The organism is Psychromonas arctica, assembly GCF_038155225.1.
GTDB lineage: Bacteria > Pseudomonadota > Gammaproteobacteria > Enterobacterales > Psychromonadaceae > Psychromonas > Psychromonas arctica_B.
Genome location: NZ_JBAKBA010000035.1, coordinates 1 through 24,260, shown reverse-complemented (window position 1 = coordinate 24,260; position 24,260 = coordinate 1). Strand labels below are relative to the sequence as shown.

Sequence of the window (24,260 nt, the reverse complement as noted above, 5' to 3'; positions counted from 1 at the left end):
CAACTTAATAAACTATACCCGTTATCACTCAAGGTGCTTTGTTCAATCGTTAGCATTGACTCTAAATCAAGGCACAAGATGATGACAATAGTGAGTCCTTCTCAAAGGTTGTAACGCAGTGTTAGTTTTAAAGCTAACGATCTGGAGGGAAACCGTGAAGCAAATCATTGTTTGCTGAGTTTTTCACCTTGAATGATAACAGGTCTATATTAAAGTAGAATTGTATAACCTTTATAATTCTCAAAACTAATCTTTGATTAAAGTGACTTATTATGGAGTTGAAAATTTGGTAAATGGAATAGCCATTAATAATACCGATTACATTAAATAGGTTATTTTAACAAGTAAAATAGATAACTTAATTAGTGTGATTGGTATAAATTAAACGTTTTTAATGTAGCGATAAAGGATTAACTTACCTTTGAAATTAAGCTATTTTTCTGCATAAAATTAAGACATTACCTAACTAGGTTACTAGTAATATGATAAGGAACAATCAATGTTAAATTCTATATTAATTGTAGAGGATGAAATTAAACTCGCTAATTTGTTAGCAGATTATTTTAAATTAACAGAATATACCCCTCATATAATAGATAACGGTGATGACGTTATTGCTTGGGTAAAAAGCCACAAGCCAAGTGTTATTCTATTAGATATCATGTTACCCGGTAAAAATGGTATTACCTTGTGTCAAGAGATCCGTCAGTTTTCAAATGTCCCTATCTTAATAGTCTCTGCAAAAGTCGATGAATTAGATCGATTATTAGGGTTAGATTTAGGTGCTGATGATTATATCTGTAAGCCTTTTAGTCCGAGAGAAGTGGTGGCTAGAGTGAAAGCTGTATTAAGAAGAGCAGGTTCATCTACTGTTCTTAGCAATGACTTTCTATTAAATGAAAATCATTTAACGGCTACATTTAAGCGTAATGTTATTGTATTTACATCTATCGAGTTCCAGTTGCTTAAGCTGTTAGCTAATAAATCTGGTCGTATCTTCACGCGAGAACAGTTGATGCAAAATATGTATTCAGATGATCGTATTGTTAATAACCGAACCATCGATAGTCATATTAAAAAACTAAGAAAAAAGTTAATTATAATTAGTGAAGGTGAAGATTTAATTCAGTCGGTTTACGGGGCAGGTTATCGTTTAGTGTTAGCTTAAAAATAGTTACTTTACTGGCACTAATATCGCTTTAATGAGATGGTTAAAACAAATCGTTATTATATCAATCACACTAATTAACAGATCTATTTTACTTGTTAAAATAATATATTTCTTCGTTGTAAGCTTCGTAAAGAGAATAGCCATTTACGTCTTGAATGGAACTGTTTTTAACCAGCAAGAATGATCACCTTATTAATTCTCCGACAGACGATTAACGAAGTTAAATTTCCAAAAACCTCAACTTATACCTTAAATTAAGTCACTTTTCCTGCGCAAAATTTAGATTACTTATTTAATGTAATCGGCATTATCAAATATATCTTTATTAAATTTTAGGCAAAAAAATACCCGCTCGAAAGCAGGTATTTTTTAACGTCAAGTTATTGTTACTGATTACTCAGCTTCAACAATCTCAAGGTTTACAACTGAAGTTACGTCAGAGTGTACTGTAACAGTAATCTCGTAAGAACCAGTTGTACGTAAAGCGCCTTCAGGAAGACGAACTTCACTTTTAGCAACAGCTACACCAGCAGCAGTGATTGCATCAGCAATATCACGCGTACCGATTGAACCGAATAGTTTACCAGCATCACCAGCTTTAGAAGTGATTGTAACCGCTTCTAATGCAGAGATAGCTTCACCACGTGCTTGAGCAGCAGCTAGGTTAGCAGCTTGCTTAGCTTCTAATTCAGCACGACGTGCTTCAAAAGCTTCTAAGTTTGCTTTGTTTGCTGGTACAGCTTTTTGCTGTGGGAAAAGAAAGTTACGTGCGTAACCTGCTTTAACATTAACTTTATCGCCAAGTTTACCAAGGTTAGCAACTGTATCTTGTAGAATAATTTCCATAATATATAGCTCCTATTTACTTGTGTAAATCTGTGTAAGGTAAAAGCGACAAGTAACGTGCACGTTTGATAGCGCGCGCTAGTTGGCGTTGGTATTTTGCACATGTGCCAGTAATACGGCTAGGTACGATTTTACCACTTTCAGTGATGTAGTTTTTTAATGTAACAACGTCTTTGTAATCAATCTCAACAACATTTTCTGCTGTGAATCGACAGAATTTACGACGGCGAAAATAACGAGCCATGGTAGTTCCTTAAATTTGTTCTATGTACTGAGCATGTAACACCAATTTACCAAGATTACTCTTGCTTTGGTGGTAAGTGATAAAACCACTTACTTTAATTTGCATACCTTTCGATAATTTATTTTTCAACTGACTTGCTAATGGTCCACTTGTTGCAATTGGCATATAACAATATGTATTGCGTGGTAATCCAGCTTCTTCTTGCACTGAACGATGTTCTATCGTCAGATTACAGTGTTCAATACCACTTGGGCTTGTTTTATGTATCGGCTTTTCAGTTACGATACCTGTAAGTTGCAAAAAGTTATCAGTCACTCAGTTTCTTATGCTTCAGCTTCTGTTGCAGCAGGCGCAGCTGGTGCAGCATCAAAATCTGGACGTGGAGCACGAGGAGCACGTTCAACACGTTCTTCTTTTGCTTTAGCCACTACAGATGCTTCAGTTACAGCAGATTTAGTACGCATGATCATGTTACGGATCACAGCATCGTTGAAACGGAAAGCAGTTTCCAAATCATCGATTACTTTTTGCTCAGCTTCAATATTCATAAGAACATAGTGTGCTTTGTGTAGTTTGTTGATTGGGTAAGCCAGTTGACGACGGCCCCAGTCTTCTAGACGATGAACAGTACCACCAGCTTCTGTGATAGAAGTAGTGTAACGCTCGATCATACCATTAACTTGTTCACTCTGATCTGGGTGAACCATAAATACGATTTCATAATGACGCATATAAAAATCGCTCCTTACGGGTTAGTAGCTTCTTAATTTGGCTCAGCCGTACCAATAGAAGCAAGGAACAAAAAGGGTGGCTGATTTAAGGCGGCAGATTGTACAATTTAGAGTCAACTTACGCAAGTGACAAAAGTAATATAACCGATAATAAATAATATGAGCTTAAATTGTTGGGAACTTTTATTGATCGTTTGCATCTATAGCTTAACAACATAAAATACCCTTTTCTTAAATTATATAAATGAGCTGGTTTTATTGAACTCTCCATTCTTTTACATTTTAATGGTTAATCTTGTCGTTTTTAGTGCTAATGCTTGGTTTTTTATGGAGCCTGAAGGGCTTATAGCAAAAGAAAATTCTGTTACAGTTGATGATGAAGACGCTAATATAAAGGAGACTCATGATAAAGTTCTAGAAGATGAAAAGCCGCTTACGATAGACGATATTTTATTAAATTTAACCGCAGAAGAAACGCTTGCAGTCATCAAATCTCAGACAGATGCACAACAAAAGATAGAAACGTTAAAAGCACAGTTACAGGCAGAGCTAAAAAAAACGGCTCAAAGACAACAAGCTCAAGAATTACAAGAAATCAAACTGACGACTTTAGAAGAAGAAAATCAGCGTCTCGCGGATAAAGTATCGACTTTAGATAATCAGGTTAACATTCAAGAATCTTATCTAGCCGAAAGCCTTAAGCGTGAAAGGCAGCTTAACGATGCATTACAAAAAGAGCTATTAAAACATGCAAGCTTATTAAGCTCACCCATTGATCAAATTAAGACCTCTATCGATCAGAAATCTGATTTATTAAAAACAAAGAAAACATCACCAGGGAGAAATGGGATTTCTGATGCTGAGTTTATTGATGTGGCGGTTCAAACAAATAATATTCAGACAGATATAGTTGATGGAAATGAAGAAATAACATTAGAAGAAAAACATTTTAGCGGCGCTGTTGAATTTGGCTTTAATTATGAACAAGAAAATGAATTAACTAAAAGTGCAGAAGGGCGGTTGATTTTAGATTACAACGTTGTTGATCGATATAATATTAATAATGATATTAAATTTGAGTTTGAAGATGAAGAAGACGAAGAAACGGAAAATGAATGGCGTTGGCAGTTACAAGGGAATTATAATTTAGATCCTGTTAATTTAATTTTTCTGCGTAGTGATATTCAACGCAGTCAATCTGCTTCATATGGCAAAGAAGATACATTTACAGCAGGATATGGTCATATTTTCTTTAATGAAAATAATCATAAATTTAATACTGAATTTGGGCCAGGTTACAAGCTTGCAGAGCCTAATGATGGAGAAGATGAAGTTTCTTTTAATGAATTCATCATACGAACGAAGCTAAACTATGAAAGAATAGTCACAGAAAGCTTACAGGTTACATTAGGTAGCGTGTTTGAATTAGGGCATAAAAATAGTGTTTATGGCGTTGAGTTCAAAGCCCAAAATAGAATATATCAAGAGCTGTATTTGATTTTTGATATCAATTATAAATACAATCAAAATGTTCCAGAAGAAAGTGAAAATGACGAACTTTCAACAGGTTTTAATCTTCAATATGCTTTTTAAAACAAAGCATAGAATACTAGAAAGAATAACTTTGGAGGGAGAAATGAAACAACTCTTCTTTTAAAAGTGATCAAATAAAAAGACCAGAAGGAGATTACTCTATCTTCTGGCCTTTTTGTCGATTTTTTAATGCAGTTTATTTCTTTAAATTGCAGTACTTAATTATCGTTGCTTAATGTCATTATTTATCGACGCTGGCGAACCACTTCAAACAAACAAATACCTGTTGCAACAGATACATTCAAACTTGAAACTGCACCCGCCATTGGTAATTTAATTAGCTCATCACAATGCTCACGAGTTAAACGACGTAAGCCTTTGCCTTCAGCGCCCATTGCTAATGCCATACCACTTTCTAATTTACAATCATAAAGGCTTTGTTCTGCTTCACCGGCTGTGCCGTAAATCCAAATACCTTTATCCTGCAAATTACGCATAGCACGTGCTAAGTTAGTTACATGGATTAATGGAATTGATTCTGCTGCACCACAAGCTACTTTACGTACAACAGGCGTTAAACTTGCCGAGTTATCCTTAGGAATGATTACAGCGTGTACACCAGCAGCTTCAGCACTTCGTAAACAAGCACCTAAGTTATGCGGGTCAGTCACGCCATCTAAAATCAATAAGAATGGTGGAACATCTAATGCTGCTAAAATCGGCTCTAAATCATTGTCCGTTAATACTTTCAATGTTTTTACTCGCGCCATAATACCTTGATGCTGTTCACCATCAGATTTTTCATCTAATGCTTTACGTTGCATGAATTGTACTGACACACCCCATTCTTTCGCTTTATTAAGCACGTCATTTAAACGTTCATCATCACGGCCTTTTAGGGCGTAAATTTCTATCACACGTTCTGGTTGTTTTTCTAATAGGGCATCAACGGCGTGCATACCGTAAATAATTTCACTTTTACTCATGTTACTCATCTCTTTATAAAAAAGGTGAAGCAAAGAGCTTCACCTGTCATCACTGTTTATTGCTATTTAGGTCGATACCTAAATATTGCACCTAGGTAATATAGCTAAGTACCAGATCACTCAGTACCATAGCTAAGCATTATGTTTTAGTGTTACTCGCTTTTGCTTTAGAGCGAGCGGCACGACCTGGGCGTTTCGTTTTAGACGTTGTTTTTTTCTTTTTAGAAGACGCAGTATTCTTTTCACCTTGCGCTACTTTGCGTTGAGGCTTTTTCTTTTGCTTATTGGCTGCTTTTCTTTTTGCTAAAAGCTCTTCTTCTGTCAGTTTTACAACAGGCTTTGCATCACGCTTATCATTTGCTTTACCGTCTGCTTTGCTTTTTTCTTTATTACGTGAACGTTTGTCGATAGGGCGATCTGAACCTTTAGTTTCAGATTTACGGCCTTCTGGCTTACGAGCTCGTTTACGTTGCCCAGCTACCGCTTCATCAGCAAGTTCAAAATCAATTTTCTTATCATCTAAGTTAACTGATAATACTTTCACTTCTAATACATCGCCGATACGATAAATGCGGCCTGTACGCTCACCTTTTAGGGTTTGCTTACCTGCATCAAAAATATAGTAATCAGAAATCAAGCCAGTAACATGCACTAAACCATCGATATGAATGTCATTCAGGCGTACAAAGAAACCGAAATTGGTCACCGCGGCAATCGTACCCACCATGGTATCGCCAATATGATCTTGCATATATTCACATTTAAGCGCATCAGCGACATCACGTGTTGCATCATCTGCACGACGCTCGGTCATTGAACAATGTTCGCCTAATTGGCTAACTTCTTCAGTTTGGTAGTTATAACCGCCAGTTTCAGTCCATTTCGCTTTTAATTGATTGTTTGCTTGATGTGCGACTAAGTACTTAATGGCACGATGTAAAATCAAATCAGGGTAACGGCGAATTGGCGACGTAAAGTGAGCGTATTCTTCTAACGCTAAACCAAAGTGACCTAGGTTTTCGTCTTGATAAACCGCTTGCTTCATTGAGCGCAGTAGCATGGTTTGTAACAGTTCTTTATCATCACGTTCTGCAAAGGTTTCTGCTAAATCAGCGTAATCGCGCGGCGCAGGTTTTTCACCACCGTTAAGGCTTAAACCTAATTCACCTAAGAAAGAGCGGAAGTTAGCGAGTTTTTCTTCACTTGGTGTTTCATGAACACGGAATAACGCAGATGCGCCGGCTGACTCGATGAAACGTGCTGAAGCAACATTCGCTTGAATCATACATTCTTCAATGATCTTATGCGCATCGTTACGTACTAGCGGCACAATCGCATCAATTTTACGTGCTTCATTAAATAAGAAACGTACTTCTAACGTTTCAAATTCCATGCCGCCACGGATTTTACGTGCTTTTTTGAACGCTTTATAAAGGTTCTCTAACTCTTCCAAATGTGGCACTAATGGTGAGTATTGTTCACGTAATGCTTCATCACCTTTTAAAATAGAGGCTACTTTTGTATAAGTAAAACGAGCGTGAGAATTCATTACCGCTTCGTAGAATTTATAATCTTTTAAATGACCGTCTTGTCCAATCACCATTTCGCTAACCATACAGAGACGGTCAACTTGTGGGTTTAATGAACATAAACCGTTTGATAACACTTCAGGTAGCATTGGAATAACTTGATCTGGGAAATAAACAGAGTTACCACGATTAACCGCTTCTTTATCTAGGATAGTGCCAGTGCGAACGTAAGAGCTCACATCGGCAATCGCTACCCATAAGCGCCAACCGCCCCCCGGTTCTTTTTGACAGAAAACTGCATCATCAAAGTCACGTGCATCTTCACCGTCAATAGTAACTAATGGTAAATCACGTAGGTCAACACGGCCTTTTTTAGTTTCTTCTGGTACGAACTCGCCAAAAGGTTCAAGTTCTTTATCTAAACCTTCTGGCCATTCATGTGGGATATCATGTGTACGCAGTGCAATTTCAACTTCCATACCCGGTTCCATATCTTGGCCGAGTACTTCTGTGATTTTACCCGTTGCAGTAAAGCGGGCTTTAGGACGTTGAATTATTTCAACTACGACTATTTGTCCATGACGAGCACCGCCATTATTTTCTTTACTAATAGTAATTTCTTGATTAATACGAGAATCGTCAGGTATCACTGATGAAACACCATCTTCTACAAAGTAACGACCTACAATCGTTTCTTTACGTGCTTCTACTAAACGCACAAAACGTGCTTCAGTACGGCCACGTGAATCAACCTTAACTGGTTGCGCTAATATAGTGTCTCCGTGAAAGAGGAAACGCATTTGGTGATTCGGTAAGAAAAGGTCTTTACTATCATCTTCTGTTTTTAAGAAACCAAAACCATCTTTATGGCCGATCACTTTACCTGTTGCAAGGTCAAGTTTATCAGGTATCTGATACGTTGCATTGCGGCACCAAATTAATTGGCCATCACGTTCCATCGCTTTTAAACGACGACGTAGGCCTTCAGCTTCTTCTTCGCTGCTCAATGAGAATGCTTTAAACATCGCATCACGTGTGATTGGTTTACCGTGTTTTTCAATGAAAGCTAGAATAAACTCGCGGTCAGGTACAGGGTGTTCATAGGTTTTGGGTTCTTGATCTACAGTAGGATCTAGGGTCATATTTGGAACTCTTTATAAGGCAATTAGTTAAAGTATATCTGAAAATCAGTCAAAGCTTTGGATTAATCAATAAAAGGCTGTTTTTTTTATTTTTTAGGCAAATTGGTTATTGATTAAGCAAGCAGAACCATTTTAGCAAAAAAAATGCAGAAAAGACTAGACAGCTTTTGCAGTGTTCAGTATTATCCGCGCCACGCTAAAGACGTGAGCACCCGTAGCTCAGCTGGATAGAGCGTTGCCCTCCGGAGGCAAAGGCCACAGGTTCGAATCCTGTCTGGTGCACCATTACTTCGAGAAGCAATTGTTTTAAAAAGTAATATTACGGATGTGTAGAAGTTCTTTAGTTGTTGTAGTGGCGGATGTAGCTCAGTTGGTAGAGCCCCGGATTGTGATTCCGGTTGTCGCGGGTTCAAACCCCGTCATTCGCCCCATCTTTTCTCGATGTTAAATTGAAGCAGAAACAAACTGTAAATACGTCTCGGTGATTAGCGCAGCTTGGTAGCGCATCTCATTGGGTTTATAAAGAGTTGGACCAGAGGGTCTGACCCACAGAAACAAACTGTAAAATAAAATACTCGGTGATTAGCGCAGCTTGGTAGCGCATCTGGTTTGGGACCAGAGGGTCAGAGGTTCGAATCCTCTATCACCGACCACATTTGAATAATCCGCTTAGCTCTTAGAGTTAAGCGGATTTTTTCGTTTCTGACCCTGAAGATTTTCTTTCAATGGTTTGACCTTACAGGACTGCTCAGACACCAAGCTGTCGCTTGTTCGCTCCATCTATCACCGACCACATATAGAAAGGCCGTAACATTGTAAAATGTTACGGCCTTTTGCATTTCCGAAGCCTTTAAAAATACTCGGTGATTAGTTCAGTTTGGTAGGGCATCTGCATGGTTTCATAAAAAGTTGGACCAGAGAGTGGGTTTTTAGGTTCGGATCTTCTATCACCGACCACTGTTTTAGGTAATAACTCGTCTGCGCTCGTCGGAGCATCTAGATCATTATTTACAGTGTTTTCGCCCTGTCGGCGACTCTACTTTTTCTGAACAGCAGAAAAAGTAAGCAAAAAGACTGTTCCCGATTCGTTTTTTAATCTGAATGAATAACAGCCTTCTAAACGCACCGCTCATACGCGGCGTCCATGCCGCGAAGTTCGCTAGCAACGGCATCCATGCCTATGCTTGCTGAAGTCAGTGATTAATTCAGAAAAACTCAACGGGAGAATTGTCGTAGCCATGTTAAGTATCGCTTTTTGGGGAGCAGGATTCGTACTGCCTATTTTAATATGTTGAATTTAGTTAATTCGTTAAGTTATAGCTCGTTTGCGTTCGTTCAATCAGTTTGATATTTCATTGCTTGGTGTTTCGCCCTTGCGACGACTTTACTTTTCTTGGTCAGAAGAAAAAGTAAGCAAAAAGAATGACACTGAATCACTTTCTAATCCAATCTATTAACGCATTTTAAACGTACCGTTTCGAACGTACAAAGGATACGCAGAGCTTAATCCGCTCATAAACTATGCTATTGCATAAATCGCTCCATTTATTAGCTTCAACTACCCCAAACATCCTGTTTGGTTTTACTAAAATGCATTAATAGCTTGGGAAAGTTCGACGGTGGCACTGTTGTAGCCATGTTTAGCATCATTTTTGCCTATAAAATCTTTTATATGTTTATCGATTTACAGTTGATAAAGGAATGATTTACTTTGTTGCTGCTAGTATTGTTAATGATGATCTGATTTCTAAATACAAATGTTGTGGTGAGTTGTGATGAATAAAATTGAAAAAAATTTCAATGAAGATAAATTAATTAAATCTAGTGTTCTTTGGATGATAATTAGTATTGGAGTAGGTATCGCTTTGTTAATCGCAGGAGTGATCGTTTATAACGCTTGGGGACTTGAATTATGTAGACCTATTTTTTCAGCTTATTGTCTGAATAATTTTTCAGAAAATATGCAATTTCCAATAGCTTTGATTACGGCAACGTTTGCTTTAGCTGGATTTTGGGCATTAATTTTCAGGAGTAATCAAACACAGAAACAAATTCAAGTAGCAATTGATAATAATACTTTTAATAACTTCATCGCTCATAAAAAAGAATTTAATGAAATATTAAAAGAAATTGAAGAACAAAATAAATGTATAATCATAGATAAAATTTTTCTCTATGAAAAAATTTTTCCTATAAATTCTCCTGTATTTATGACATTTGAGAGTGATGGACTTTATCTCAAAAAACAAGATGAAAAATACTTAGAATTTTTAGAAGAGTTATACCCTAAAGCTATAAAAATAGCTGAAGTAGATCCTAGGGTAGATCCCGAAATAGGGTTAGATTCAAATCAAATAAATGCTTTTTTTGATGCGAATGAAAGTATGGAATATTTAAGTCATTTTCTATATTCGTTACATATAAAAGGTACTGAGTTTCAATCTTGTAATTATAATGAGCAAGGAGAAACCTTCACTATAAAGGCTCCTATGGATTTAAAAAACTTATTCTTAGCTCTTAATAACTTGCAGGTGAGAATTTCAAGGTTTTCAAATACATCTTATAAACCCAAAACCCCCAATGATAGGTTAGTTAAAGCTGTACACGTATATACTGCCTTGGCAAAAGCGTTTAATATTTAGTTTCCAATATACAAAAATTTGAGGATTGAATTCTCCTTTAACTATTAATGAATTAACAATCAAACCAAAACTCAATGCGGCTACAATTCCTCACCACTGATCTTTCCCAAGCAATGGATTCATTTTAGTAAAACCAAACAGGATGTTTGGGTTAGTTGACGTTAATGAATTCAGTGAATGGCTGTGCAATAGTTTTATGATTGATAGTTTACCTATAATAAATACGTCTTTATTTTCGTTTTTCGACGTTTATTCCGTGTAAGGGTGCTTCTTAAGTTGGCTTGTTGTGCTCTATAACGCAGAATTTGAAGGTTATAATAGGTGGATAAAATTAAGTTAAACAACAACGGCTACTTTTCCTATATAATTGATTGATAATTATACTTTATATATGGTGAATCAGTGTTGCCTTCTTTCCTAACTATTATTGTTGCAACGAAATAATATGACTAAATTATCACTCCGTTCTGTGCTTATTTTTCCCTATGTCGTACTTGTTGTTTGCTTAGCGCTTGCCATCGGTTCCCTTTCCTATAGTGCTGGTTATCATGCGGTGCAAACCGTATCGAAACATTTACTTGAAGAAACGGTTAGTCGCATTAGTCAGGCGATAGATAGGCATGTTGTTGGGTCTGTGGCAACGTTAGAAGTTGCTTTTCCTGATGGTATGCTGATGGATGCGGATATCAAAAGTAATTTAAATAATATAAGAGATCGTTTTTGGAGTGCCTCATCGCTTCACTTAGACCCCAATAATTATGTCTATTATGGCAACAAGGCTGGCCAAGCAATAGGTCTTTATCGATATTCCATTAAGAAAGGTGAATTAAGAGTTAAATATACACCTGAAGAGCATCGAAAATTCTATGAGATTAATGGCATAAATAGTACTCCAACACTTTTATCTATTGAAGAAAAAAACTTTGATCCAAGAATTAGACCTTGGTTCCATGTAGGTTCTCGTAATAGTAATAGTAATAGTAATAGTAATAGTAATAATGATACTTGGACTTCGGTTTATATTGATTTTAGAACCCATGATTTAATTGCTACGCGCGCGCGCCAGGTAATAGGCCGTGATGGAACGTTTGAAGGTGTCGTGGCGACAGATATGTCATTAAAGTCATTAAATGACTTTGTCAGTAACCTTAATATTTCAGAGAATGCTATCGCCTTTATTATTGAGACTGACGGTCAATTAATTGCCTCTTCTGTGAGCTCGAATATTAAACATAATAAAGATGGAATCAAAATAAGAGTGAAAGCAGACCAAAGTGGTAATGCCTTACTCTCTGATATTTATTCACAAATGGTTCCTCTCATTTCAGAAAAAGTAACCAATGATAAGCCAGAAACCTTTAGTTTTACTGATGATTTACAACGTGAAATATATGTTGCCTATAATAAATTTGAAGATGGTGCCGGATTAGAGTGGATCAATGTCGTGGCGATACCCAGTTCTGATTTTATGGGGGACATTAAAAATAATAATTTTCAAACGATTTTACTTGGTATTTTAGCAACTGGGTTAGCGGGGATTATTGGCTTCATCATACTTCAATGGGTGACTAAGGATTTGAAAGTATTGTCAGATGCGGTTAATAATGTGAATAGTGGGTATATTGAAGAGCCTATTAATATTCAAAGAAATGATGAAATAGGGGATTTAGCAAAGAACTTCTCAGCGATGCAACGAAGATTACATACTGATTACCTTACTGGTTTACCTAATCGATATGCCTTTGAGCAACACTTAAAAACAAAAATAGAACAGTATAATTCAGGAGAAAATACTAACCCATTTTCCATCTTTTTTATCGACTTAAATGATTTTAAAAAAATAAATGACGTTTATGGTCACGATGTTGGCGATCAAGTATTAATTCAGTTCGCTGACAGGGTGCGCTCTGCTATTGACCATGGTGATCTTGCTGCTAGGTTTGCTGGGGATGAGTTTGTTATTGTCATTAATGATGTTAATAATAAAGGTGACTTAGAAACTGTCTTGTCTAGGGTAAAACAAACATTATCAGAGCCTCTTAATTCATCAGATACTTTTACTGATAGTTTCGGTGGTGCGATTGGCGTCGCGAATTACCCTGAAGATGGGAAAACTATCGATCAACTATTGGTGGTTGCTGACAATAATATGTATGCAAATAAAGCAGAGATTAAAAAAATAATAAAACATCTTTAATCGAAGAAAGCGATAAGTCTTAATGCTTAATGATAAAAGGGGATTATTTGCTTAGCGATTAATGATCTCGGGGCAGATATTGCCTTTTATCTAGAGATAAAATCAGCACTTCAATGAAACTCAACGTGCTTACTGTATGGATGCACGTTAGAAACGAGTTGTTTAAAATGATGGTATTGATGGGTATTCAGTGGCGATTATGCGACAGCATCGTCCTACGAGCGAATTAAGCTCTGTGTATCCTGTTCAATCTTTTTGCGTGTTTGTGGGTAAACGTTTTCTTCTGATAAGAAAAAGTAAGATAGCCGATAGAGCGAAAACACTATTAATAAGTATCAACATGGCAGGATAATTGGAAACGAATTAAATTATTAAATAATTTAGAGTAATCTTTCTCCACATCACCGCTAAAAACCATCATCAACAACCTATATCAACTCTTTAATTACATTACATTACGTAACATAGCCACATGAGCAAATGAATTGTGTGAATCCTTTTTTGCCTAGAATCTGTTCATTTTATTGCTTTTTGAATTTTTCGGCTTGAATGGTAACGGGTATACAAAAAGAAGAAAAGTATCAGGAAGAATAGTAAAAAGTGTCTTATGCTAACTATCGATTAATTTAGTTAAAATTTTTTTAATGTCAGTAAGCCTTCCATTCATCATGCATACATTTTAAAAGAACAATTAATGACTGGTACATTTAAGAAATTTATTAGCAATATGCCTCTACTAATCATTTTTATCGTTAATAGAAGGAGTCTTTGATATCTCATTTCTGCTTAAGCTCGTTAATTAAAACGACTAAGTGAAATGATTTTATAAGGATTATTGAGTAAATATGAGTGCTAAACGACTGATCTTTTAATGAGCTTTATACGTAAACGGCGCTTTTATTCTTTTTTCTTAGTCCATACAGCTATTAGTAATACTAATAAAGTTCAATATTTAATTTATTTTTCCTCTAAAAAATAAAAAAATGCAGCATTGACCGCCTAATTCCTTATTTAATTCCATCTTTTTTTGAGATCTAGATCACAATGCCTTTCTTTAGTGTCGATTTTTATGTGATGTTTCGTCATATAACCACGTTTCCTATTTCCGCCTTCAATTTTGTGTGGTAATTTTATTTTGCGCTTAAAACACTGTGACGCGTTGTTAACGCTAAAAGTATTTAAGTATTTAAGGACTCAATTATTATTATCAATAGCCACAAGGTGATGGAAAATGAAAAAAACAATATTAGCAACAATGCTTACTTCTTTATTCGCAGCAACTACTGCACATAGTGCAACGATGCATGACGCTGACGGTATTATTGTTGAGCTATACGGTGATGTTGAAGTGCAAGCTATTAACACTACCGATGAAGACGAAGGTAAAAAAATCCAGCTTGATGAAGCAAACTTCGGTGTAAAAACAGCTTACGACATTACTGATGATGTAGCAGCTATTGGTGTTATATCGTTTGAATCAATTACAGATAACGACAATGACAACGGCGCAACACTAGATGATGCATACGTTGGTTTCTCTTCTGGTAAATACGGTACAATAACAGTTGGTAAGCAAGTTACTATATTCGATGATGCCGGCATCGGTGGTGATTACCAGTTTGGTTTTAACGATTTCTACGAGCAAACTACCTCTAGTGAGCAAGTAATTAAATATACTGTTGATAAAGGTAACTACTACGGTGGTATCGCTTACATTGTAAATGGTCAAGATGACGATGGTCTTCGTGCTATAGATGGTAAATTAGGTGTTCGCTTTTCTGGTGTTGATTTAACTGTATTTTACGGCGAATCAGACCTTGCTGCTGGCGGTGAAACGAAAAACTTAAACTTAGAAGCGCGTTACACAATTGACAAATTAACATTAGCCGCTGCTTATGCAACGACTGAAATGGATGGTGGTAATGACATCGACTCTTTAGGTCTTGCTGCTACTTACCAAGTTAACTCAAAAGTTCAACTTGCTGTTGGTTACGCAAACTTCGATGAAGATAATGGTGATGATGAAAATCAATACTACGCAAATGCTTCTTACGCATTTAGCAGTAACGTAACCACTTACTTTGAAATTGGTGGTACTGATGAAGATAACACTGAGTTAGGTTATGTTGCTGGTATGGCAATCTCTTTCTAAGATAAGTTTATTATAAATCAGGTTGTTTTTATCTAATAAGTTAAAAATTAAAAGCTGATACCATAATAAATTATAAAATTTGCTTATTCATTTTAAATGGATAAGCATTTTTTTTATGCTTTTAAAGGCATAAAACATAAAGTTTTACTTGTTAGCTAATATGAAATATATATAAGGTTAATTGTTACAATATGAGTAATCTCACAAGCTATTTTTGACTAGCATCCGCATTAAATACTTTTTTCGCAACGCTCAATATCTTTTGTTGGATAAAACGAGAAGCAATACATTCAACGGACTGTCTGTCGACCTATTCAAGCTATGTGTTTATGTTCTTAATTTAAGCAACACCAACTATCAGTTCCATTAATAACTGGTCGCATTTGTTCAATCTCTTGAAAAATGCAATAAAACTTTATTTCTATCTTTCATGAAGCAGTTTCAAATTGTTGCATATCTATCAACCATCTATTCATTACCATCGAAGATTCTATTGGTTATGTTATTTTGTCTTATCCAATACCAAACTTATACCGATTACATTAAATAAGTGATCTAAATTTTGCGCAATAAAAATGAGTTAGTTCAGGCGAAAATTGAGCTAAATGGTGTTCCCTTTACGAAATTTACAACGAAGAAATAAGTTATTTTAACAAGCAAAATAGATAACTTAATTAGTGTGATTGGTATTACTTCAATAATTCGCCTTGAACTACGCAAAACTAACTGCACAGTAGAGTAAAAATATATAACTTTATGATTTTAAGTGTAATTCTGCTTTCATTAATCAGAATTGAGGTTAGATAAGCTATTTATTTTGATTGGTATTACTCTATTGTATTCAATTTAGGAGAATAAGAGGGGGATGAATGCTGCTTATACCAATTTCGCTAAATATTTGATTACTCTTGTTGGTTTAAACGCATCACTTTTACGTTAGAAATTTTGCAAAGGGAACAATCATTTGAGGAAATTTTTGTCTTAAATTGAAGTATCTTCCTTACCAATAATTGATCATATACTTAAGAAAATTAGTACTAGATATGAACAACGCATCTAGTTTAGCGTAGCTTCAACAGTTATTTTGGTTAGTATTTAGGTGAAATTTTACAGGTCTTTTAGGTACTTTAAGGCCTTTGATGCTTTAAAGGCGAATACTTCTAGTTCTTCTTTATTCATAATTACCTATCCTTAATAGAATTAAATTAATGATAGGTAATTACATAGATTTCAGGGCTTAATTAAAAATTTTATCTGTATGCACTTGTTTTTTCTATGTAATTATTAGAATACATATTTAATGGTTTGTAATAATTAAACTGTTGGTTTGAAAATAAGTGACGCACCATTGATACAGTGAAGAATCTGTTTATTTATATAAAGTATATGGCCTAAATGACTACCACAACGTCGGCAATGAGACTCTATTACTTTATCTTCTTTAGGCTCGCCACGACTGTAATGTGTGAACAAATCTATCCCCGTGAGTACTGTATCAGGCTTGCTATGTCTGAAGAAAACCCACCCTTTACTCAATACAGTTTTCTCTTTTGATTCATAAACAGTCAATTCACAACCTTTACAGTGGTATAAACCCTCACGTTTTTCTTTCCAAAGTGGGCTACTTTTTGCTTCTTCTGTTTCACCTTCTCGAAGGATGGTAAATTCAGCTTCAGTTAGGCGTTCCTTCCATTCTGCATCTGTATAATTAACTTCATATGTATAATCTTCACTCGTGCTGACTTGGTCAGTCGTCGCTTTAGTTGTGGGCTCTGCTGCAAATGCTTTAGTAGCTATTTGGCTGACTGCGACGACTGCTGAACTAGTTAGAAACTTTCGTCTTGTAATATTTATTTTCATCATTATTCTCCATTTTTAACTTTGTTTTTTTCATAAATCAAATATAGAAATATATTATTTATAAAAAGCTTAGTCGAAATTTAATTACTCACCTACAATTTTAATGCTTTTTTGTTCTATAAGCATCGTATTTTTCTAAAGCCTGTTGATGCATAAGAAGCATTACTAGGTTTTATATATATGGACATTGGCTATTAAGGTAACGCAAGTCGTACTTTTCTTTGTCATTGTAGTCTCACATTTGTAAGTAATAATTTGGTGAGATTTTACATAATTTTTTTCTGCTTAATAATTAACTGATTTTTATCATAAAATTAATTCTTTCTGTTCAGTTAGTTTTGTGCGATTCAGATTACTTTAGCATAATGGCTATTTTAAATTTTTTGATTATTCTTCGTAAATTTTATTCATATTTAAAAAATACTAAAAGTAGTCTATTAAAGACCGTTGAGTATAGTTATAAATTTCACATTTTTTACATGTAGCACTTTTATTTTAAATTGGTACATAAAATGAAGAGTTTTTTGGGGATCTTAATTACGTTTATCATTATTTAAAATTTAATTTTTGAGAATCGCTTTAAAGAATTAATAGGCTTAAGTTATTTTTATTCAAAATGAAAATTATTATAAATTAGCCTCATACGGTGATGTTGAAGTTCAATACAAAATAATACCAATCTAAGTCATTATCTAACCTCAATTCTGGTTAATAAAATAGAATTGTATTTAAAATCATAAGGTTATATTTTTTACTGGTCAGTGCCGTTAATTTTGCTAAGTTCAAGGCGAATTATTGAAGCAATAACGGGTTATTGAGAGATAATTTAACGCAGAAATCCGCAGAAATAGCGGTGTTGTATCGCTTTGCTTATCCAGAACTGAGGTTATCTAGTCATTTATGCTTGTTAAAATGAATGCTAGCTTCGTTGTTTATTTTGTAATGAGAATACTAGTGACTGCAATCAACGCTTTGTTAGTATCCATTTTCCTTCTTGCCTAAATAGACCCTTTATTTATCCAGATTGGTATGACTAAAACAAACTAAGAGCTTGTCTTAATGCTCGATGATGCTGACTTTTTTGTTAAATCTGTGCACGTTGTTGTCGAACAATTATCTGACATAGGTGTTATGACATTTACTGCAGAATCAGATGATGAAGCAAGTTATGCTAATTTAGAAAAAAGTTATGTAGATTTTTCAACTATAAATTGGGAAACGCTAACTTTTGATAAATAATATTTTATTTATGATGATTTAAGCATTGGTAGTGTTTTTGAGGCGAGCATAGGTAATATAGCCACATATCCTCAATTTAAATTCAAGTTGTAAAGTATAAAAATGATTATGGTAATATTTATAGCAATAACGTTTACGTATTAGATGATCATGATGCTATCGATGGTAATACTATTGTTCGTTTTGATTTAACTGAATATTACAATATCGACGATGACTGCTTATATTAAAGTCGCCAAAGATGATTCAGATTTTGCGGTGTGGTCCTGTATTTAATTAAGCCTCGTATGTGACTAAACGTTTCTTTAATAAAGCCTTATGCTTCATCAATAAGAAATCGAAAATTTATCTCTAATACTGCCATCTATTTTTCTTTCGCTTACTTTTTCTTGTTACTTCTCATTTTATTTCATTTTCTCTGCCGTTTGAAGATTATCTATTTAACTGATTTTGTTTATATTGTTACCTATACCTCATTATATATATTTTTCATTTTTAAAAAGAATGTTAATGCTTATTTTTTATGTTATTTTGATGTTGTTGTGGCTATCCAGTTCTCTTTTGATTTTTGAGGTATTTATGAGTTTTGTTGAAAAAGTGGTAATGGCATCTGAAGGACCTTCTTTTTCTAAATTAATACAAGGCTATTGGCGATTAAACGATTGGAGAATGTCACCTCAGGCTCGCCTAACTTTTTTAAAACAACATCTTGAACTTGGTATTAGTACCGTTGATAATGCGGCAATCTATGGTAATAGTGAGATGTTATTCGGTGAAGCATTAAAGCTAGATCCTAGCATGCGAGACAAAATTGAAATTATTTCTAAGTTTGGTATTAATGGCATTGCTTCTTCACCTAACGAAAAGCGTGTGTCGCATTACGATAGTAGCAAAGCAGCAATTATTAGTTCCACAGAGAATTCATTACGTCGATTAGGTGTTGAAAAACTAGATGCATTGTTAGTGCATAGGCCTGACTTTTTGATGCATGCAGATCAAGTTGCAGCGGCTTTTTATGAATTGAAGCGTTCAGGTAAAGTCGACCATTTTGGTGTCTCAAATTTTACACCTTCTCAATTCTCTCTTTTACAATCCCGCTTAGATAAACCGTTAATTACTAACCAAGTTGAAATAAATCAAATCAATACACATAACATTGAAAATGGCGTCTTAGACCAATTGCAGGAATATCGTGTACGCCCTATGGCATGGTCATGTTTAGCAGGTGGTGCTATTTTTAATGAGCAAAGCCCGCAAATTTCACGATTATGTAGCTGCTTAAAAGAAGTTGCTAAAGAGACTGGCGCGACTTCTATTACACAGGTTATCTTTGCTTGGGTACTTAAGCATCCATCAAAACCGGTTGCATTAATTGGTTCAGGTAAAATTACTCGGGTACATAATGTCGTTGCAGCATTAACATTAAAAATGACGACAGAGCAGTGGTATCGTATTTGGGTTGCCTCTAAAGGCTTTCCTGTTCCATAGGCTTATCATAGTAGTTCATCATAATAGTAGAATTGAAGATGAACACTAACTTAATAACGATATCGTATTTTTTGGGATAAAGGCTTATTTGTTGATGAAACTGCTATTCCTAAGTTATTAAATATAAATAAGCGCCTTATTAGTATTTTGAAAACAGACGCTAATCTGATGATCGTTAATAATTAGACCAGAATAATCAATTAAATCATTTCAATTATTAGTTTTGCGGCAAACAGTAATAGAACTAATCCCATCACCCGATCAAACCAATGACCATGGTTTAAGAATTTTTTTCTCACAGATTGCTGTGAAAATAGAAAAGACACTAAACAGAACCAAGCTGCTGTTGTCACGATGATCCATAACCCATAAAGAGATTGCACGGCAAGGGGGGTACTTGCACTGACGATTGTTGTGAAAATAGCTAAGAAAAACAGCGTTGCTTTAGGGTTTAATACATTGGTCATAAAGCCAACCATAAACGCTTTCTTCTGATGTTTTTTGTTGTTATCAAGTGTGATAGATGATGATTGATTTGGTTTGGTTTGGCTTTACTGCGTAATAAGTTAACGGCTAAATAGGTGATATAAGCTGCACCTAATATTTTAGCGACCATCATTAAAGAATTTGATTGTGAGATCAAAATACCTACACCTAGAAGAGTGTATAACACATGCACCGATATGCCTGCACCTATCCCTAAGCTGGTGATGATTGCCGTTTTACGACCAAAGCTAATACTTTGTCTCAGTACGATTGCAAAGTCTGGCCCAGGGCTCATGACGGCGAGGAGATGGATGATAGTAAGCATAATAAATTCTTGAAAGTAGGGCATGTTTTACTTTTAACTCTAATTGGTGAGGAGACATTTAATCGATTATGATAACGTGTCTTTAATTATTTTCATAAGGTTAAATCATGACGTCAGTGACGAAATTCCCAGTACCTTTACTAGGCTTTGCTGCCTTTAGTGGTACGGGTAAAACAACCCTAATAGAGCTGTTAATCCCTTTGTTGATTGAACAAGGTTTACGTATCGCTTTGGTGAAACACAGTCACCATGACATTGAAATGGATAAACCTGGAAAAGACAGTTATCGCTTGCGTAAAGCAGGTGCATCACAAGTTGTATTAGCTGGGACACATCGTTCAATTTGCTTTCATGAACATGAGCAAGCACATGATAGTCAGTTAAATGAACAGCTCGCCTTATTAAATACAGATTGTTTAGATTTAGTGCTGGTGGAAGGTTATCGTGACCAAGCTTTTCCTAAAATAGAGTTACATCGTAATGTGTTAGAAAAGCCATTTTTATATCCAAACGATAGCAATATTATTGCCTTGGTGTGCGACCAATATGTTGAAGCGGGTGATTTACCACTGTTTGATTTTACGCAACTACAACAACTCGTTACATTTATCTTAAAGCGCATTGTGACAGTGCTTTGATAAAGTTCTTTTACTAAAAAAACATTGATTTAAACATCGAGCTATTTGTCTATTTTCTGTTATTTTCCAAAAAAGGGTATTAGTAACGAATAAATGGTTGATTCATTTTTATACTTTTAGAGGCTGTCGTTGAGTAAAAGCTGATATTAAGCGTTGTTGGCAGTTCTCTTCTGGTAATTGTTGGCGTGATTTACCGAGTAAGTAGTTTTCTTTAAAAGTTGAAAATAATAACGTTAAGAGATGCGCATTCTCTACCTCACCTAAGCTATCTAATACTAAACTCGCTACTTCAGCGGTCGCTAATTGGTTGTCTTTAGTTGCTTTACGCATGATGTATTGCGATAGTTTTTCTGGTGAAAAAGACAATACAGGGAATGCATCTAAGTATGGGCTTTTACGAAACATCTTCTTCGCTTGTGCCCATGTACCATCCAACAAAATAAACAATGGTCGTTTATCTTCATTTAAATGAGAAGCAATAGGCGATGACATTAACGTTCTCTCTGCTGTGGCATATTCAGCAGGAAATATAACGATTGGTTGCCATGTTGGGTCGGCTAATAACGCTAACATAGTTGGGTTCGGTTCAGTGCGAGACCAAATATAGGCATGAGTATCAGGAATGATGTCCGCAATTAAACGTCCTGTATTACTTGGTTTTAAGATCTCATCGTCATACATCAATAATAGAAATGCACTTTGGCTCTCAACCGTTTGCTTGATTGAGCATATACATAAGTAGGGTAATAACATGCAATGCTTACAGCGTGGAATACTTCCACCACGGGCTAAAAAAGGGCGAGTGCTTTGACTTAAACGGTGATCGTATAGTGTATGAACGGCATGAATTCGCATAATTAACTCTATTATTAAGAGGGGGGATTATACCCGTCACCATTCAAGATGCAAAAATCAGAAAATCGTGAGGTCAACAGATTCTAGGCATAAAGGAAAAGATCTAACGAGTTAAATCGAGACGTTATTCTTTATACCAATCACACTAATTAACTGATCTATTTTACTGGTTAAAATAACTTATTTCTTCGTTGTAAATTTCGTAAAGGGGACAACCATTTAGCTTAATTTACGCCTTAAACTAAGTCATTTTTCCTGCGCAAAATTTAGAACACTTATTTAATGTAATTGGTATTGCTATGACAGGACCTGCCTCACAACTGCCCTGTGGGTCGAAAAATAGAAAACCAATACTAGGTTGTAACATTTGATAAGGAGTCGTCATTGTTATCATGTTACGCCTTGTCTTGGTGTCCGAGTTAGCGACTGAATAATGCATATTGTTTCGTCACGTGTATATAGGCAAAAAAGTGACTATAAAGAACAGATTAACTGTGTTTATTAAGCATCATGAGGGGAATAGGTGATGTAAGAAGTAGAATAAAAAAAAGGGATGATATTAATCATCCCCTTCGATTTCATTTTGTTAGTGCTTAGTTTGTTAGTGCTTAGCTTATTGGATGACGTTTACTGTTGATGTGATGGTAAGTCATTACTTTCAAATGAATCTGCAAACTCGTGGTTACGGTCACGGTGCTGTGCTTCATCTTCACGAATACGCAATACAACATCACGTAACAATGCATCTTGTGGCAACTTATAATAGTCTTTAGCAATTTTAGGCGCAGCGACATTTTCAACAACACCTTCATCTATTTTATCTAGAAATTCGGTATAACTTTTACAGGCTTCTTCTTCAAAATAACCGACGACTCTGTGTGCTGTTTTAGACGATAGAATATATAAAAAAGTGTACACAAAGAGGAACGCGCCTTGCCCTAGTAATACTAATGTTCGTTCAATCCATGTAGGTTTAGCAATGTCTAAAAATATCATTAAATGCATGCGTTCATTTTCAGCTTCATCTAATAATTCTCGCACCCATCCTTCGTCATCACGCATACGACGTAATGCTTTTAAATGGTTGAGCATACCAGCGACCATACCTGGTACAGCGGCAATCGTTTCTAAGATAACGGCACGTTTAGCGTACTTAGTGCCGTAAAAAAGGTTTAGTGTGAATTTCAATACCTGAGTGATTTTATAGGCGATAGACTCAGACATTTTACTTGGCTTTTGGTGCAGTAATTCAAAGTTTGACATAGTATCTCTCTAAGTAAGTTAAAAGTAATTCTACTGATAAATTAATACTAAATGTGATCTGGGTCAATGCATGTTCAGGTTGAAAAAAAGCTGATTTTTGTCATGTAAACAACCATTAACAAGTCTGGAAATAGTCCATTAACATTTGTGAATGGTTTTGCATTTTAACTAATTGAAATACGCTCTATTGATCGCTATTTGTTAGTGTTTTGTAATTAAATTACTTTTTTAACAATAAAAATAATTGACGTAAAATTGACTTAATAAGCTTAGGTTTACCATAAGAACAAAGATTTTCATCTTTTAAATTGGATATTTAGCTGTTTTAGTAAATATTTTGATGCAGAAAAATATGATATTTACTTTTACTAATATGAAATGAGGTTAAATAAGGTGGCGGTAATAGCATTGGTTTAGGTTACGTGTCATGGTGACGACTATAATAAAAATCTATTTCTTAATTAAGAAGGGAGTTAACCATTCATATGAATATTCCAGATGACTTTGTACATTATAAAACGACGCCACTTTTTACTAAAAACAATATCCCCAAGTTGTTCTTATTTGAACATAATACAAAGGCGGGCGTGTTTGGAAAAATATGTGTATCCTTCGGGCGCTTAACGTTTTATGGCTTTAGTGAACGACGTGGCTCAATAGAGAAAGAGTTTGTCATCTTGGCTGGTGAGCATGCTATATCACCACCTGAATACTGGCATAAAGTAGAGTTCTTAACAGATGATACTGAATTTAAAGTAGAATTTTATGCACATAAAGACTCTGATACCGTTAAACAAAATTTATCAGAAAGAAACGAATGATTTAACGGTTATGTTTAACTTTCATGATTAAGAAAAACTATTAGCAACAACTATAAACAACAACTATAAACAACAACTATAAACAACAACTATAAACAACAACTATAAACAA

Annotated in this window: 20 protein-coding genes and 4 tRNA genes; 13 read left to right on the top strand and 11 right to left on the bottom strand. The window is 35.2% G+C overall.

What is annotated here, in order from left to right; all coding sequences use genetic code 11:
* Positions 1–499 precede the first annotated feature (499 nt).
* Complete coding sequence (locus V6255_RS13710) at positions 500–1,168, top strand: response regulator (protein ID WP_341628662.1); 669 nt, start codon at positions 500–502, stop codon at positions 1,166–1,168.
* A gap of 396 nt (positions 1,169–1,564) precedes the next feature.
* Here V6255_RS13710 and rplI read toward each other — a convergent pair whose 3' ends face one another.
* The 4 genes from rplI to rpsF are packed head-to-tail and all read right to left on the bottom strand — an operon-like array spanning position 1,565 to position 2,992.
* The gene (rplI, locus tag V6255_RS13705) at positions 1,565–2,017 is read right to left on the bottom strand and encodes a 50S ribosomal protein L9 (protein WP_341628661.1); all 453 of its coding nucleotides are present in this window, start codon (positions 2,015–2,017) and stop codon (positions 1,565–1,567) included.
* A 16-nt stretch (positions 2,018–2,033) separates the two neighbouring features.
* A complete protein-coding gene (rpsR, locus tag V6255_RS13700) occupies positions 2,034–2,261 on the bottom strand; it encodes a 30S ribosomal protein S18 (protein ID WP_160063801.1) in 228 nt (75 codons plus the stop codon).
* Positions 2,262–2,270: 9 nt separating this feature from the next.
* Positions 2,271–2,576 (bottom strand): primosomal replication protein N, encoded by a 306-nt coding sequence (priB, locus tag V6255_RS13695; protein WP_025563296.1) that lies wholly within the window; start codon positions 2,574–2,576, stop codon positions 2,271–2,273.
* Between the two features lie 8 nt (positions 2,577–2,584).
* The gene (gene rpsF / locus V6255_RS13690) at positions 2,585–2,992 is read right to left on the bottom strand and encodes a 30S ribosomal protein S6 (RefSeq protein ID WP_025563297.1); all 408 of its coding nucleotides are present in this window, start codon (positions 2,990–2,992) and stop codon (positions 2,585–2,587) included.
* Between the two features lie 258 nt (positions 2,993–3,250).
* Between rpsF and V6255_RS13685 the strand changes: the two genes are divergently transcribed.
* The gene (locus V6255_RS13685) at positions 3,251–4,585 is read left to right on the top strand and encodes a DUF481 domain-containing protein (RefSeq protein ID WP_341628660.1); all 1,335 of its coding nucleotides are present in this window, start codon (positions 3,251–3,253) and stop codon (positions 4,583–4,585) included.
* Positions 4,586–4,770: 185 nt separating this feature from the next.
* Here the strand turns inward: V6255_RS13685 and rlmB are convergent, their stop codons facing one another.
* Complete coding sequence (rlmB, locus tag V6255_RS13680; protein ID WP_341628659.1) at positions 4,771–5,511, bottom strand: 23S rRNA (guanosine(2251)-2'-O)-methyltransferase RlmB; 741 nt, start codon at positions 5,509–5,511, stop codon at positions 4,771–4,773.
* Positions 5,512–5,650: 139 nt separating this feature from the next.
* Positions 5,651–8,182, bottom strand: a complete 2,532-nt coding sequence (gene rnr / locus V6255_RS13675; protein ID WP_341628658.1) for a ribonuclease R — start codon at positions 8,180–8,182, stop codon at positions 5,651–5,653.
* Between the two features lie 208 nt (positions 8,183–8,390).
* On the opposite strand from rnr, the gene V6255_RS13670 reads away from it, so the two are divergent.
* The 7 genes from V6255_RS13670 to V6255_RS13640 all read left to right on the top strand — a co-directional run bounded on the left by V6255_RS13670 (position 8,391) and on the right by V6255_RS13640 (position 15,173).
* A tRNA-Arg gene (locus V6255_RS13670) sits at positions 8,391–8,467 on the top strand.
* A 70-nt stretch (positions 8,468–8,537) separates the two neighbouring features.
* Positions 8,538–8,613: transfer RNA gene (locus V6255_RS13665), tRNA-His, on the top strand.
* A gap of 145 nt (positions 8,614–8,758) precedes the next feature.
* Positions 8,759–8,835: transfer RNA gene (locus tag V6255_RS13660), tRNA-Pro, on the top strand.
* A gap of 208 nt (positions 8,836–9,043) precedes the next feature.
* A tRNA-OTHER gene (locus tag V6255_RS13655) sits at positions 9,044–9,139 on the top strand.
* 818 nt (positions 9,140–9,957) lie between these two features.
* Positions 9,958–10,824, top strand: a complete 867-nt coding sequence (locus V6255_RS13650; RefSeq protein WP_341628657.1) for a hypothetical protein — start codon at positions 9,958–9,960, stop codon at positions 10,822–10,824.
* Positions 10,825–11,269: 445 nt separating this feature from the next.
* Positions 11,270–13,021 (top strand): sensor domain-containing diguanylate cyclase, encoded by a 1,752-nt coding sequence (locus V6255_RS13645; protein WP_341628656.1) that lies wholly within the window; start codon positions 11,270–11,272, stop codon positions 13,019–13,021.
* 1,231 nt (positions 13,022–14,252) lie between these two features.
* Entirely contained in the window at positions 14,253–15,173 is a 921-nt protein-coding gene (locus tag V6255_RS13640; protein ID WP_341628655.1) for a porin, read from the top strand.
* 1,314 nt (positions 15,174–16,487) lie between these two features.
* On the opposite strand, the gene V6255_RS13635 is transcribed toward V6255_RS13640, so the two are convergent.
* Complete coding sequence (locus V6255_RS13635; RefSeq protein ID WP_341628654.1) at positions 16,488–17,036, bottom strand: peptide-methionine (R)-S-oxide reductase; 549 nt, start codon at positions 17,034–17,036, stop codon at positions 16,488–16,490.
* A gap of 1,056 nt (positions 17,037–18,092) precedes the next feature.
* Here V6255_RS13635 and V6255_RS13630 point away from each other — a divergent pair.
* Positions 18,093–18,272, top strand: a complete 180-nt coding sequence (locus V6255_RS13630) for a hypothetical protein (RefSeq protein WP_341628653.1) — start codon at positions 18,093–18,095, stop codon at positions 18,270–18,272.
* A gap of 579 nt (positions 18,273–18,851) precedes the next feature.
* A complete protein-coding gene (locus V6255_RS13625; RefSeq protein WP_341628652.1) occupies positions 18,852–19,760 on the top strand; it encodes an aldo/keto reductase in 909 nt (302 codons plus the stop codon).
* Between the two features lie 200 nt (positions 19,761–19,960).
* On the opposite strand, the gene V6255_RS13620 is transcribed toward V6255_RS13625, so the two are convergent.
* Together V6255_RS13620 and V6255_RS13615 are read right to left on the bottom strand one after the other, a co-directional pair.
* Entirely contained in the window at positions 19,961–20,227 is a 267-nt protein-coding gene (locus V6255_RS13620) for a LysE family transporter (RefSeq protein ID WP_341628651.1), read from the bottom strand.
* Positions 20,224–20,571, bottom strand: a complete 348-nt coding sequence (locus V6255_RS13615) for a LysE family translocator (protein WP_341628650.1) — start codon at positions 20,569–20,571, stop codon at positions 20,224–20,226. The genes V6255_RS13620 and V6255_RS13615 overlap by 4 nt, the downstream gene beginning before the upstream one ends.
* A gap of 107 nt (positions 20,572–20,678) precedes the next feature.
* Here V6255_RS13615 and mobB point away from each other — a divergent pair, with 107 nt between their 5' ends.
* Positions 20,679–21,209, top strand: a complete 531-nt coding sequence (mobB, locus tag V6255_RS13610) for a molybdopterin-guanine dinucleotide biosynthesis protein B (protein WP_341628649.1) — start codon at positions 20,679–20,681, stop codon at positions 21,207–21,209.
* Between the two features lie 108 nt (positions 21,210–21,317).
* Here the strand turns inward: mobB and V6255_RS13605 are convergent, their stop codons facing one another.
* Complete coding sequence (locus V6255_RS13605; RefSeq protein ID WP_341628648.1) at positions 21,318–22,064, bottom strand: tRNA-uridine aminocarboxypropyltransferase; 747 nt, start codon at positions 22,062–22,064, stop codon at positions 21,318–21,320.
* Positions 22,065–22,691: 627 nt separating this feature from the next.
* Entirely contained in the window at positions 22,692–23,327 is a 636-nt protein-coding gene (locus V6255_RS13600) for an alternative oxidase (protein WP_025564678.1), read from the bottom strand.
* A gap of 485 nt (positions 23,328–23,812) precedes the next feature.
* Here V6255_RS13600 and V6255_RS13595 point away from each other — a divergent pair, with 485 nt between their 5' ends.
* Positions 23,813–24,148 (top strand): DUF1971 domain-containing protein, encoded by a 336-nt coding sequence (locus V6255_RS13595; RefSeq protein WP_341628647.1) that lies wholly within the window; start codon positions 23,813–23,815, stop codon positions 24,146–24,148.
* Positions 24,149–24,260 lie beyond the last annotated feature (112 nt).